Genomic DNA, 13,574 nt, shown 5'->3' with positions numbered 1-13,574 from the left:
GGAATTGTGGCCCATGCCCAAACTTTACATTAACGAGTTCGTAGGGATCACTAACCGTCTTGAAACCTTGCCGCTGGCCTTTGCCATCAGCCGTGCTTACGGCCATGAGATAATCCTCGATTGGCGCGAGCTTGATTCGCTGCATGTCGAGGGGACACGGCGCGGGAAGCTGTGGGCATTGAGCAAACTCGGTGCTCTCAGGGTGAGGGACTGCGATGAGCCTCTCTTTCAGAGCCTTGCCGGTAAAAAGATAATTCTGCGTTCACTCGACGGCCCCTCCGAGCGGCTCGATCCGATCTATCTGGAAGTGGCGCGGAAGGTGCGCCTCAATCCGTCGCTGGCCGATGGAATCCGCAGTTTTTTTGCCAGGATGGAGGGGCGGCCCCTGGTCGGAGTCCATATTCGCCAGGGCGATTTTCAGGTGGTGAATCAGGAGCGGTACGAAATTACCGGCTATGAATGGCCGGCTGTCCCGATCTGGTGGTACGAGCGAGCCATGGCGGCAATCCAGGCGCGACAGAAGGAAACGGTCTTCTTCCTTGCCGGCACCGGTGATCCCGACAGCTATGTCGAACTCCACCGCAACTTCGACGTGGTCACGCTCGACCTTTCTTCCACCTATTCCTACAAGGGACCCGACCATGAATCGCGGGTCAACCCTGTGGCGGACCTGTTCGCCCTGGCCTGCTGTCCGGTTATGCTCGCCACCCCCATCTCGGGTTACTCCCACTGGGCAGCCAATGCCCTTGGCGGACCGACCGACTGCCTCGTGCCGTTGCCGGGGGCGACCAGAGACACCCCTCTTATGGGACTCCTGAAACTCTACGGTTCCCGTCTCCCCCGCTGGCGGGCTGCGGGGCGGACCGGAAGCGACGTAGTTCCTCTCTCGCCGGAGCTTGAAGGGGTTGACCTGGGGCGCGGAGCGAACATCGGCTGGCTCTGAGCATGGGACAAATCATCGTGATTAACCTTTCAGGAGTGTCATAAATCCCCGAACGGTCCAGAGAACATGATCAGTATCGTCATTCCCCTTTACAATCAGGTAGCCTACACGAAACTCTGCGTCCAGAGCCTCCGCAGCGTCGGTCTGGATGGCGCGGAAGTGCTTCTTATCGACAACGGTTCCACAGACGGTACCGCTGAGTTTTTGGAAACCTGTTCCGATCTCCGCGTACTACGTAACAGGGATAACCTCGGCTGTGCCGGCGCTTGGAATCAGGGCGTTCGGGAAACGGACTCAGAATGGGTGGTCATTCTCAATAACGATGTGATCGTATCGCCTGGATGGCAGGACGGGCTGTTGGACGCCGCCGAGAAGGAGGGGTTCGACGTGGTGAGCCCCGCCATCAGGGAAGGAGAGTATACCTACGACATCGAGAGTTACTCACGGGAGTTCGTCGGCCAGATGAAGGATGTCGTGCGGCGCGGCGTGGCTGACGGCATATGCTTTATGGTGCGTCGCAGGGTCTTCGAATCTGTGGGGCTTTTTGACGAGAATTTCAAAATCGGCCAGTTTGAGGACGCGGACTTCTTCCGCCGGGCGCGGAATGCCGGATTCCGCCTTGGGACGACGGGGCGATCGTTTATCCATCACTTCGGATCGGTGACCCAGGATGCCATCAGGAGGAACCGCCCTGAACGTCCCTATGTGGCGGAAAACAGAACCTACTTTCGGAAAAAGTGGCAGCTCACGCGGGGACGCCGTTTCATTGAACGATGGCAGCGCAAGCTTCGTGAACTCGCGTGGCGGTTGAGCGAGCGGGTTCTCTACGGACACACCCTCAAAGAAAAATGGCTCGGCGGGAGGTTGCGTCATTACTAGCAGTACCGGTTTCCATAGTCCGGCGGCGCCGTCGTTCCTGATAGTCTCGCTCCGTTACATCGGCGATGTGCTCCTCTCAACACCTCTTGCCCTCTCGATCAAGGAACGCCTGCCTGACGCTCAGATCGATTACCTGGTCCTGAAGGGAACAGAAGGAGTTCTGGCAAAGAACCCTCTCGTCCGTTCAGTGTATACCATTGATCCACGAAAATCGTCCGTGGCCCTGATCGCTTTGCTTTGGAAGAAATACGATTATGCGATTGGCAGCAATGTCTCTGATCGCACCACGCTTTTTTGTGCGGTGGCTGGCCGCCGTTCGTACGGATTTTCCTATTTCCGCGGCAAAGAATGGTGGAAGAAACTGCTGTTGACCTCCTGTCGTCTCTACGATGATCGGATGCACATCGTTCCCCTTGTTCTGACCCGACTGGAGCCTCTCGCCATACCTCCTTGCCCACGGGTTGTCGTTGGGGGCGACGCCGATGACGAGGCATTTGCGGCACGGGTGCAGGGGGATGATCGGTACGTTGTGCTTCATCCGTATTCACGCAAGGAGTACAAGTGCTGGACGGTCGACGGTTGGCGCCGGCTGTCCGGACTGATCCTGGAGGCCGGCCTGAGGCCGCTTTTCACGGTGTCGCCGAATCCCGACGATGCGAAGATGCTGGCGGATATACTGGCCGGGGCACCGCTGGGCACCGGCGCCCTCGGAGATGTGCTCTCTTTTCCGAAACTGGCCGCTGTGATTCGGCGTGGCAGAGGGTACGTGGGGGTGGATACCGTCGTCACCCATATGGCCGCGGCACTGGATGTCCCGACGGTCGCCCTCTACGGTCCGACGCTCGTGCATCACTGGGGACCCTGGCCAAACGATTTTCCCGGCTCCGCGCCATACGGTCCTCGCGGAACTATTCAGCGGCAGGGATTGATTGCCGTGATCCAGAAGGAATGGGAGTGCGTTCCCTGTAACCGTGAGGAGTGCTCTCGCAATGACGGGGGGGGCATTGCCTGTATGGAGGCCATTACCCCCGAAGAGGTTATGACCGAACTGGCGGGATTGCTGGGAAGGGGAAGCCATTCATGAGCGATTCTGCGAGGGGAACATGCTGATAGAAAACGGCCAGTACAATATCGGAGATATCTGTACCTCCCGCCAATGCCGGCTGGGAAGGGGAGATCGCGTCGCAATGCGGTGGCTCACGCCCGACATGGAACGCCGTGATTACACCTTCAATGAGCTTGACGGGCTCTCGGGCAGGTTCGCCAATGTTCTCGCCTCTTTGGGTGTCGGCGCCGGAGAGGTGTTCTTCACGTACCTGCCGAAGCAACCGGAACAGTTTGTTGCCTTTCTTGGTGCGCTGAAGCTCACTGCCGTTACGGGCACCCTCTTCTCCAACTTCGGCGAAGAGGCTCTCCTGGACCGCCTCGTCGATGCCCGTGCGTGCGGCATCATTACCAAGAAGAGCCTTCTCCGGAAAATCACCCGAATCCGCCCTCAACTACCGCATCTCCGCTTCATCATCCTGGTTGACAGCGATGATCACCAGGCTGACGGCATTTTCAGCTACAATCGGCTCATGGCTGAGGCCGGCTCTTCGTTCGATCCTCCCCTGACACCGGCGGATACGCCATCGGTTCTCCATTACACCTCGGGGTCTACGGGAAAGCCGAAGGGGGTGCTCCATCGCCACGGTGCGGTGACCATGATCCACTCGACCGCCCAGCAAGTCCTCGGGCTCCGTGAAGATGATGTGTACTGGTGCACCGCCGATCAGGGATGGGTCACCGGCACCTCCTACGGCATCATCGGCCCCTGGAGCATGGGAGTTACCCAGGTTCACTTCGGTGGAGGCTATTCAGCCGAACAGTGGTTCGAGATCCTGGAACGGGAAAATGTTTCGGTCTGGTACACCGCGCCGACCGCCCTGCGAATGCTCATGAGGGAGGAACCGCTCCTTTATGCGCGCTTTGACCTCGGCATGCTCCGGCATGTTTGCAGTGTTGGCGAGCCGCTCAACCCGGCGGTTATCCACTGGGCCCGCCGCGTTCTGGGAAAAGAGGTCTATGATACCTGGTTCCAGACCGAAACTGGCGCCATCATGATCGCCAACCGGCCGGGGATCCTGGTGAAACCGGGTTCCATGGGGAAGCCGGTGGAAGGCATCGAGGCGGCTGTCATTTCCGCTGAGGGGGGAGTTCTCAACTCCGGGGAACAAGGTGATCTGTGCCTAAAGCCGGGGTGGCCCTCCATGTTCACCACCTACCTGAATCAAGCGGGTGCCTACGCATCCAAGTTCAAGAACGGATACTACTGCACGGGTGATGTCGCCTATCGCGATACGGACGGCTACTTCTGGTTCGTCGGCAGGAGCGACGACGTCATCAACACGGCTGGGCATCTCATCAGCCCCTTCGAGATCGAAAGTGCTCTCATTGAGCTCCCTGATGTGGCAGAAGCAGGCGTGATCGGTGTTCCCGACGAACTGCTGTATGAAAAGGTTGTGGCGTTTGTCTCCCTTCATGGGGAGGCTGCCATGACCGACGAACTCCAGTTGAAGATTCGACTTCACCTGGCCAACAAACTTTCTTCGGTTGCAACCCCCCATGAGATCCACCGCCTCGAACGGATTCCCAAGAACAAGAGCGGCAAGATCATGCGCCGCTACCTGAAGGCAACCTACCTCGGGCAGGACGCTGGGGACATCTCTACCATGGAGGAATGAACTATGCCGACACTGGACGCACTCACTCCGATCTTTCGCCAGGTTTTCGACGACGACAGCATCGTCCTGACCCGCGAGACTTCGGCAAACGACATCGATGCCTGGGATTCTCTTTCGCACATGAACCTCGTTGTGTCCCTGGAGGTGCACTACAAGATCAAGTTTGCCCTGGGTGAGTTGCAGAAATTGAAGAATGTGGGCGATCTGGCCGACTTGGTCGACAAGAAGCTTGCGAGGAAGTGAGCAGACGCAGATTATGCTTTTCAACTCCTACGAATTCATCCTGGCGTTCTTGCCGGTCACCCTGCTCCTGTATTATCTGCTGAACGGAAAGCGCCTCGCCGTTGCCGCAAACTCCTGGCTCCTCTTCGCGTCCCTCTTTTTTTACGGTTGGTGGGACATTAAGTATGTTCCCCTCATCCTGGGGTCAATCCTTTTCAATTACACCATCGGCAGTCTCCTGGCTGATGGGGCCGGAGCAAGGAGGGGAGTGTCACGAAAGGCGATTTTCGTCTTCGGCATAGTCGCGAACCTCCTGTTGCTCGGGTTCTTCAAGTATGTCGACTTTTTCATAACCAACGTCAATTGGGTGCTGGATGCCGGGCTTCCACTCCTCAGGATAGTTCTCCCGCTTGGCATCAGCTTCTTCACCATTACGCAAATAGCTTTTCTGGTGGATGCGTACGAAGGGCTGGTCGAAGAGCGAAACCTTCTGAACTACGCCCTGTTTGTCACCTTTTTCCCCCATCTCCTGGCAGGCCCGATCCTTCACCATAGCGACATGATGCCGCAGTTTGCATCGGCCCGCACCAAGGTTCTGCGCTACCGGAACGTGTATCTCGGGATACTATTGTTCTCCATGGGTCTGTTTAAGAAGGTCGTCCTTGCCGACCGGTTTTCCGAGTGGGCAACTGCGGGCTTCGACAAGGCGGGGACGCTTAGCTTTGTCGAGGCGTGGCTTGCGAGTCTGAGTTACACCTTCCAGCTCTATTTCGACTTCAGCGGTTACAGCGACATGGCTATCGGCATCGGTCTGCTGTTCAATATACGCCTGCCGGTCAACTTCAACAGCCCCTACAAGGCAAGGAGCATCATCGATTTTTGGAAGCGGTGGCACATCACGCTGACCGATTTCATCACCACCTACGTCTACACGCCGATCCTCCGTTCGTCAGGTTCCATCACCTTTGCCAATTCGCTGGTCGCCATCTTCGTGGCAATGCTCATCTCCGGGTTCTGGCATGGGGCCGGATGGACGTTCATTCTATGGGGGAGCATGCACGGTGCTGCCCTGGTGCTCAATCACTACTGGAAAAAACGCAAGTGGTGGATGCATCCGGTGCTCGGTTGGCTCCTTACGTTCAACTTCGCAAATTTTTCATTCGTGTTTTTCAGGGCGAAAGGGTGGGATGACGCAACCAAGGTGCTTGCGGGTATGTTCGGCGTCAACGGGGTTATGCTGAACTATTCCCTCGCAAAAATACCGCTCCTTGCAAAACTCGGCGACTGGGGCGTACAGTTCGGTCCGTGGCTCCAGGGGATCAACGGCAAGGATGAAACCTGGATTTCGGTCGCTCTTGCGTTTCCTGTCATTCTGCTCGCAAAAAACTCCAATGAGATTGCCGACGTGCTGAAGCCTTCCTGGAAGAGCTGCACCTTGGCCATTGCCACCTTTGCCTGGGCTCTCATGAGTATGAGCAAGGTGAGCGAATTCCTTTATTTTCAGTTTTAGGGTTTCTGATGAAATACAAGCGTTGGTGTCTTATCTTTCTGGCTTTAGTAGTGCTGTTCATCTGTCTGAATTTTCTTCTGTGGGAAGTAGTCACTGAGGACCTGCTGACCAGTAAACATTACGCCGGCGGCGACCTTGCCCGCATGGGGTACCTCGCCCGCGTGAAGATTCCGAGGGAAAACCATGTTGATCTCCCGAGACGGCATCTGGAGATCTCCGACTATGCGGGGCAGAAGATCGATGTCCTGACCATCGGGGACTCGTTCTCCCAGGGCGCTGGCGGTGGCCGTAACCGTTACTACCAGGACTACGTGGCGTCCCTGAGCGGTGTATCGGTCCTCAATGTCGGCCAATACCAGGGGATAGACTCCATAACCACCGTGTCCATCTGGTGCAACAACGGATATCTGGACCGATTGAAGCCGCGGTACGTTCTTATTGAGGCTGCGGAAAAATTCAGCTTCGGCGAGTTTGCCCAGTCGATTGATTTCTCGAAGACACTTTCCGAGGGTCAACTGGATGGTTACAGGGCAAAGGGAGGAGCTGGACAAGGGCCGGAGGTGAGTTTCATCAATACCGGCAATTTCAAGTTCATTCTATACAATCTCCTGTATCCGTTCTCCGACCACGCCTTCATCGGCAAAGTCCATACGAGGTCCTTGAAGAGGAACCTGTTCACAACAAAAGAACCATCAACGCTTCTCTTCCTGAAATACAAGAAGTTTGCCACTGTCGATCAGATCGAAATGCTCAACCGGAACCTGAACATGCTGTCCGACAAACTCGCCCACAAGGGGATACGGCTCTGTTTTATGCCTGTGGTGGACAAATACAACCTGTACAGCGAGTTCATCATTGACAATCCGTATCCGGCAAGCGATTTTTTTGAAGAGTTGCGTAAGCTTCCGAAGCGATATATCTTTGTCGACACCAAAAAGGTTCTTCTCGACGAGGTGCGCAGGGGTGAAAAGGACATATTTTACGCAGACGATACCCATTGGAGCTGGAAAGCATCCGAGGCGATATTCTCCAAGCAGTTGTTCTGATTGATTTGTGGAAGGTGAGCAATGATTGATAATTTGTTGAATTTTTTTAACAGCTTTAATGTGGTGAAAAATCATAAGTTGATAGGTCAGCTCAGAAATGAAGTTGACACGCTCAAGTCCAGGCTGGATATTCCAAGAGAATTGCTTGACAGGTTCTATGCTGACAGAAATACCCGTGAATACCGTGAGGTCTATGAGAAAGACACACCCCTTGTGACGGTGTGCATAGCCACGTACAATCGCGGCAAGTTACTGGTTGAACGTTCTATTCGCTCTGTTCTCGAACAGTCTTATGGAAACATAGAATTGATTGTGGTCGGTGATTGCTGTACGGACGACACCACCCGGCTTGTCCAAGGCATATCAGATCCCCGTCTTCGTTTCATCAACCTGCCGGAACGGGGGAAATATCCGGAGAATCCCCTTCACCGCTGGTGCGTTGCCGGCACTGTCCCTGTAAACTACGCGCTTTCGCAGGCGCGGGGCGACTTCATTACCCATCTCGATGATGATGACGAATTCGTTCCCGACCGGATCGAAAAGCTGGTCGCATTCATCCAGCGTGAGAAGGTTGATCTTGTCTGGCACCCTTTCTGGTATGAACGCTCAAACGGACGCTGGGCAATGAGAAAAGCCCCGGAATTCGCGGGGGGAAAGGTCACTACCTCGTCAATTTTCTATCACCGCTGGTTTACAGCCGTCCCGTGGGACATTGAAGCCTACAGATACCAGGAGCCCGGCGATTGGAACAGGCTCCGGAAGATCAAATATCTCGGGGCACGAGTCGCACGGTATCCGGAGCCGTTGCTGAGGCATTACTGTGAACGGAATCAGAGAGCTGATAGTAAGTAAATGTTTTGTTGATACTATTGTATAAGAATTCTAGGTATACATTTAGTCGCGTTTGAGTTCTATTGTAAATATGCTAAAAAGACTAATCGATAAATTGTCTGTAAAGCCAAAGATGGCTAATCATGAACTAATTATTCTTGATGATATTTTTCCATATTTATTGTCATCATTCAGAATAGCGGAATTCAATGCTGTCCTTAAGTATTTTGCTAGTGCAGTTGTGTTTACTTCGGGTAAAAAATACAGAATTTTAGGCAAGAAACGCAGTTTTAATGACGTTTTTAGCGAATATAAAAAATCATACCCTGAACATGCACATCAGATCTTTCGCTATCATCCTAAGAGAAATGTTTCGGCTCGGCTTTGTTATTTGATGTTTCTGAATAATGCTGATTTCTTTCTCGATTACCTCTCTACATTCAGTATTCCGTTTGTACTTGAGCTTTATCCCGGAGGAGGGTTTCGTCTTGGGGAAGAGGAGTCTGATAGAAAGCTCATGAGGGTTACCTCTTCGCCCTTATTGCTAAAAGTTATTGCTACGCAGAGAGTGACGTTTAACTATCTTTTGAACAAGCGTTTTTGCACCCCGGATCAGGTTGAATTTGTTTACGGTGGTGTTCTGCCGGTTGAGCGTTTGCCTTTCAAGTTTGAACAAAAACGGTTTTACTCATCTGACAAGGATTGGCTGAATATTTGCTTTGTGGCCCACAAATACATGAGTCAGGGGCGAGATAAGGGATATGATGTTTTTATTAACGTTGCACATATACTTGCGCCGATCGCCCCAGATGTGCATTTTCACGTGGTAGGTCCCTTTGATGCAGAGGATGTCGATATCTCCGACATCAAGACGCGCTTGACCTTCCATGGTTCCCATTCAACTGATTTTTTCCCGGATTTTTACGCAGGAATGGACCTGATTCTGTCTCCCAATGCACCGCACATCCTGAGCCCCGGCGCGTTCGACGGATTTCCTACTGGTGCCTGCGTAGAAGCGGGGTTATGTGGAGTTGCGGTTTTTGCCTGCGACGAACTGGGGCTTAATCCATTTATAAACGGTGAGGAGTTGGTTATAATCCCTCGCAATGCAACGTCTATAGCTGACATTATAATGAAGTATCGGAACGAGCCGGAGCTTCTGTATCGGATTGCGCGGAATGGTCAACGGCGGTTTTGTGAGGCGTTCTCTGCGGAATGTCAGGTGGCTCCACGTATTCGGATTCTGGAGAGTTTGCTGGCTCGGGAGATATGCTGAAAAATTGGCTTTGTGGTGCTTCGATCATGCTCAACTCTTAAAATTACCGTTTAACCAAACATTGCCAAAGGATTGCTTGGCATACTGTATTAACTTGGAAGGCATAATGGTGCATTAATAACAACGTCTACTGGACAAATAATGAGGAAAGAGCGTAATGAATCAAGCATATTCTTTACCTTTTGCTAGTGTTGGAAAAGATGTGACAATTTGGCCGACATCAAAAATAATCTGTCCTGAAAGGATCAGTATCGGAGATTCGGTTATTATCGATGATTTCGTTTTTATCATGGGAGGGGAAAGTATCAGTATTGGCAGTTTTGTCCACATTGGCTCATTCACTTCAATTGCCGGTGGCGGGGAAATGATTCTGGAAAGTTTCTCCGGACTTTCCGGGGGGGTTCGGATCTATACGGGTAATGAGGATTATTCGGGAGGGTGTCTGACGAACCCTACGGTCCCCTATCCCTTTCGAAAGCCGGTTCGTTCTTTCGTGATCATAAAAAAGCATGCAATTGTGGGCGCCAATTCGGTAATTCTTCCCGGAGTTGTAATTGGCGAGGGGGCGGTTGTGGGCGCAAATTCTCTTGTTACCAAGGATTGCAAACCCTGGACAGTATATTTTGGTTCTCCTGCGAAAGAGCTGAAAAGACGTAAGAAAGACATCATACTGGACTTGGAAGAGAGACTGAAACAGACCGTATACGATTCGAATGGATGCTACATCCCTAGCGCGTACCGCGAGACAAAGTAAACTCGGGAAGTGATATTGTGAAAGACAGCTCTGAATTGGCAATTCTCGGCGGAACTCCCGCATTCACTAATCAACTCTATGTGGGCCGGCCCAACATCGGTGATCGCTCCGCGTTCATGGGCAGGGTAAACGACATCCTTGACCGTCGCTGGCTCACCAATAACGGCATCTGTGTCCAGGAGTTCGAGCGGCGGCTCGAGGCGTTGCTGGGCGTCAAGCACTGTATTGCCATGTGCAACGCAACGGTGGCCCTGGAAATCACCATCAGAGCCCTGGGGATGACGGGGGAAGTGATCGTTCCTTCATTTACGTTTGTCGCCACTCCCCATTCACTCCAGTGGCAACAGATCACCCCCGTTTTCTGTGATATCGATCCAGAAACCCACTCAATCGACCCGCGCCGGGTCGAGTCGCTCATTACCCCCCGCACGACAGGAATTATCGGTGTTCATTTGTGGGGAAAGCCGTGTGCGATCGAGGCGTTGACTGAGATTGCCCATCGGCGCAACTTGCGGATGCTCTTTGATGCGGCACATGCGTTCGGCTGTTCCCACAACGGGCGTATGATAGGAAGTTTTGGCGACGCAGAGGTTTTCAGTTTCCACGCAACGAAATTCTTCAACACCTTTGAGGGGGGGGCCGTTGCTACCAATGATGATGAATTGGCCGCACGGATCAGGCTGATGAAAAATTTCGGGTTCGCGGGCTACGATACCGTCGTCTATATCGGCACGAACGGCAAGATGTCTGAAATCTCGGCAGCAATGGGTCTCACATCGCTCGAACACCTGGAGGAATTCATCGCCATCAATCGCCGAAACTATGCAGCTTATGCCAGTGGCCTCGCCGATCTGCCGGGCGTTCGTCTCGTTCCCCTTGAGGGGACCGATCGTTACAACTATCAGTATGTGGTCATCGAGATAAATGAGCAGGCTGCGGGCATCCACCGTGACGCGCTGCTGCAGGCGCTCCATGCCGAAAATATCATGGCGAGACGTTATTTCTATCCCGGCTGCCATCGTATGGAACCGTACCGGTCATATTTCCCCAACGCAGGCCTCCTGCTCCCTGAAACCGAACTTCTTGTGCAGAGAGTATTATCCCTGCCAACGGGAACAGCCGTTACGGAAGAGGATATCATCAATATCTGCGCGATAATCAGGCTTGTGCTTGAGAATGGCGTTAAAGTGGCCAAAGTGCTTGCCTGACGGAGAATACACGCAACTGAGATTCCATTCATGCCGCTCCGCGTCCTCATAGTCAAAGTATCTGCCCTTGGTGATGTCATCCACGCCCTGCCGGTCCTCGACTATCTCCACCAAGTCTCGTCCGGTATCGAGATCGACTGGGTGGTGGAGGAGGGGAACCGGGACATCCTGGAGGGGCACCCGTTGCTGCGCCGGCTCCATGTTGTCCGGACCAAGGCATGGCGGCGCGACCCCTTGTCCGACACAACCCGCCGGGAAATTTCCGCCATCCGCCGGGAATTGCGTGAAGCCGACTACGACATCGCCTTCGACCTCCAGGGGAACATCAAGAGCGGGGTCATTACCTGGCTCTCCGGGGCGCGGCGCCGCTACGGTTTTACCCGCGAAGGAGTGAGGGAGTCCCTCAATCTTCTCTTTACCACGAATCAGGTGCCCCTCCGCCGGCAGGACTACCACATTTCGCACCGTTCCCTCCGGGTTGTCAGTGTCCCCCTGGGTCGAGACTACACGGGGATGACCATCGGGTCCGACATTTTTACCTCTCCCGAGGACGATGCCGCTGCCGAAGCGCTCCTGGCAACCCTCGATGACGGCCTTGCCTTCCTTTTCCACAACGGCACCACCTGGACCACCAAGCTCTGGCACGAGGAAGGGTGGATTGGGCTGGGCAGAAAGGTCCTCGGCAGATACCCGGACTCAACCATTCTCCTCTCCTGGGGAAACGAACAGGAGAAACATGCTGCGGAAACCATAGCAGCCGGCATCGGCCGAGGCGTAAGGGTTTTGCCGAAATTGAGTCTCAAGGGGTTTTGCGCCCTGCTCAAAAAGGTTGATCTGGTGGTTGGAGGGGACACCGGGCCGATTCACATGGCCGCCGCAGTGGGGACTCCGACGGTTTCGTTCTACCGTTCCACCGACGGGAAACGCAACGGCCCCTTGGGCGACCAGCACGTGGTGATCCAGTCTCCACTCGACTGCACGGCCTGTCTGCGCAAGTCGTGCGACAAAGATGCTCCCTGCCGCACCAGCATCACTGCAGATGTTCTTATGGCAAGCATCGAAAAGCTCCTGACGCCCCCCTTTCCATCGGCCGGGTGATGTGCTACACTGCCTCCTCTTCAATAACCCGATAAATCAGAAGGATAGCCCACCATGGCCACGGTTCTCGTCACCGGCGCAGCCGGCTTCATCGGATTTCATCTCTCCAAGAGACTCCTCGACCGGGGCGACCGTGTGGTCGGCCTCGACAATCTCAACGATTACTATGATGTAAACCTGAAGCTGGACCGGCTTCGTCAGCTGGAAGGGCGGGAGGGGTTCCGTTTTGTCCGGGCGAGCCTGGCTGACCGGCCGGCACTGGAAGAGCTCTTTAGCGGCGAGCGCTTCGACGTGGTGGTTAACCTGGCGGCCCAGGCCGGGGTCCGTTACTCCCTCAAAAATCCCCACGCCTACGTGGAGAGCAACCTGGTCGGCTTCATGAACATCCTGGAAGGGTGCCGCCACCACGGCGTGAAGCATCTGGTCTACGCCTCGTCCAGCTCCGTCTACGGGGCCAACACGGCCATGCCCTTCTCAGTTCACCACAACGTGGACCATCCCGTCTCCCTCTATGCGGCCACCAAAAAGGCCAACGAGCTCATGGCCCACACCTATTCGAGCCTCTACGGGCTCCCCACCACGGGGCTGCGGTTCTTCACGGTCTACGGACCCTGGGGACGGCCCGACATGGCGCTCTTCCTCTTTACCAAGGCGATCCTCGAGGGGCGTCCCATCGACGTCTACAACCACGGCAGGATGCAGCGGGACTTCACCTACATCGACGACATCGTCGAGGGGGTCATGCGGGTCATGGACCGGACTGCGTCACCCAATCCCGCCTGGAGCGGCGACCGTCCCGACTCGGGCACCAGCTACGCTCCGTACCGGATCTACAACATCGGCAACAACAGCCCGGTGGAACTCCTGACCTTCATCGAGACCATCGAGAAGTGTATCGGCAAGACGGCGGAGAAGAACTTTCTCCCCATCCAGGCGGGGGACGTGCCGGCCACCTACGCCGATGTGGACGATCTGATGAACGATGTGGGCTTCAAACCTGCCACTCCCATCGGGGAGGGGATACGGCGGTTTGTTGAGTGGTATCGGGAGTATTACCATGTCTGAGGTCAGGAAGGGAGAAGGG

The 13,574-nt window shown here is 54.5% G+C and carries 13 protein-coding genes; all 13 read left to right on the top strand.

Translation table 11 applies throughout. The features are described 5' to 3' along the window. The first annotated feature begins 13 nt into the window (after window positions 1-13). The 13 genes from KI811_RS00500 (at window position 14) to KI811_RS00440 (ending at window position 13,555) form a co-directional block, all read left to right on the top strand. Window positions 14-943 carry an O-fucosyltransferase family protein gene (locus KI811_RS00500; RefSeq protein WP_214184530.1) on the top strand — a complete coding sequence of 310 codons (930 nt, stop codon included), beginning with the start codon at window positions 14-16 and terminating at the stop codon, window positions 941-943. A 66-nt stretch (window positions 944-1,009) separates the two neighbouring features. Further along, window positions 1,010-1,822, top strand: a complete 813-nt coding sequence (locus tag KI811_RS00495; protein WP_214184529.1) for a glycosyltransferase family 2 protein — start codon at window positions 1,010-1,012, stop codon at window positions 1,820-1,822. A 67-nt stretch (window positions 1,823-1,889) separates the two neighbouring features. Further along, window positions 1,890-2,906 (top strand): glycosyltransferase family 9 protein, encoded by a 1,017-nt coding sequence (locus KI811_RS00490; RefSeq protein WP_214184528.1) that lies wholly within the window; start codon window positions 1,890-1,892, stop codon window positions 2,904-2,906. 19 nt (window positions 2,907-2,925) lie between these two features. After that, on the top strand, window positions 2,926-4,545 hold the full coding sequence (locus tag KI811_RS00485; RefSeq protein WP_214184527.1) for an AMP-binding protein: 1,620 nt from the start codon (window positions 2,926-2,928) through the stop codon (window positions 4,543-4,545). A 3-nt stretch (window positions 4,546-4,548) separates the two neighbouring features. After that, window positions 4,549-4,788 (top strand): acyl carrier protein, encoded by a 240-nt coding sequence (locus KI811_RS00480; RefSeq protein ID WP_214184526.1) that lies wholly within the window; start codon window positions 4,549-4,551, stop codon window positions 4,786-4,788. 13 nt (window positions 4,789-4,801) lie between these two features. Next, a complete protein-coding gene (locus KI811_RS00475; protein ID WP_214184525.1) occupies window positions 4,802-6,277 on the top strand; it encodes an MBOAT family O-acyltransferase in 1,476 nt (491 codons plus the stop codon). A gap of 8 nt (window positions 6,278-6,285) precedes the next feature. Beyond that, window positions 6,286-7,323, top strand: coding sequence for an alginate O-acetyltransferase AlgX-related protein (locus KI811_RS00470; RefSeq protein ID WP_214184524.1), 1,038 nt, complete (start codon window positions 6,286-6,288; stop codon window positions 7,321-7,323). A 21-nt stretch (window positions 7,324-7,344) separates the two neighbouring features. Beyond that, window positions 7,345-8,175, top strand: a complete 831-nt coding sequence (locus KI811_RS00465) for a glycosyltransferase family 2 protein (protein ID WP_214184523.1) — start codon at window positions 7,345-7,347, stop codon at window positions 8,173-8,175. 112 nt (window positions 8,176-8,287) lie between these two features. Beyond that, entirely contained in the window at window positions 8,288-9,430 is a 1,143-nt protein-coding gene (locus tag KI811_RS00460) for a glycosyltransferase family 4 protein (protein WP_214184522.1), read from the top strand. Between the two features lie 157 nt (window positions 9,431-9,587). Continuing rightward, window positions 9,588-10,184 (top strand): acyltransferase, encoded by a 597-nt coding sequence (locus KI811_RS00455; protein WP_214184521.1) that lies wholly within the window; start codon window positions 9,588-9,590, stop codon window positions 10,182-10,184. Window positions 10,185-10,201: 17 nt separating this feature from the next. Further along, entirely contained in the window at window positions 10,202-11,392 is a 1,191-nt protein-coding gene (locus KI811_RS00450; protein WP_281875991.1) for a DegT/DnrJ/EryC1/StrS family aminotransferase, read from the top strand. 30 nt (window positions 11,393-11,422) lie between these two features. Next, window positions 11,423-12,490 carry a lipopolysaccharide heptosyltransferase I gene (gene waaC, locus KI811_RS00445; protein ID WP_214184520.1) on the top strand — a complete coding sequence of 356 codons (1,068 nt, stop codon included), beginning with the start codon at window positions 11,423-11,425 and terminating at the stop codon, window positions 12,488-12,490. A 54-nt stretch (window positions 12,491-12,544) separates the two neighbouring features. Beyond that, window positions 12,545-13,555 (top strand): NAD-dependent epimerase, encoded by a 1,011-nt coding sequence (locus KI811_RS00440; protein WP_214184519.1) that lies wholly within the window; start codon window positions 12,545-12,547, stop codon window positions 13,553-13,555. Window positions 13,556-13,574: the final 19 nt, after the last annotated feature.

The sequence above is a fragment of the Geobacter hydrogenophilus genome (genome assembly GCF_018501225.1).
Lineage (GTDB): Bacteria > Desulfobacterota > Desulfuromonadia > Geobacterales > Geobacteraceae > Geobacter > Geobacter hydrogenophilus.
The sequence above is the reverse complement of the archived record's forward strand: the minus strand, read 5'-3'. Positions and strand labels throughout refer to the sequence as shown.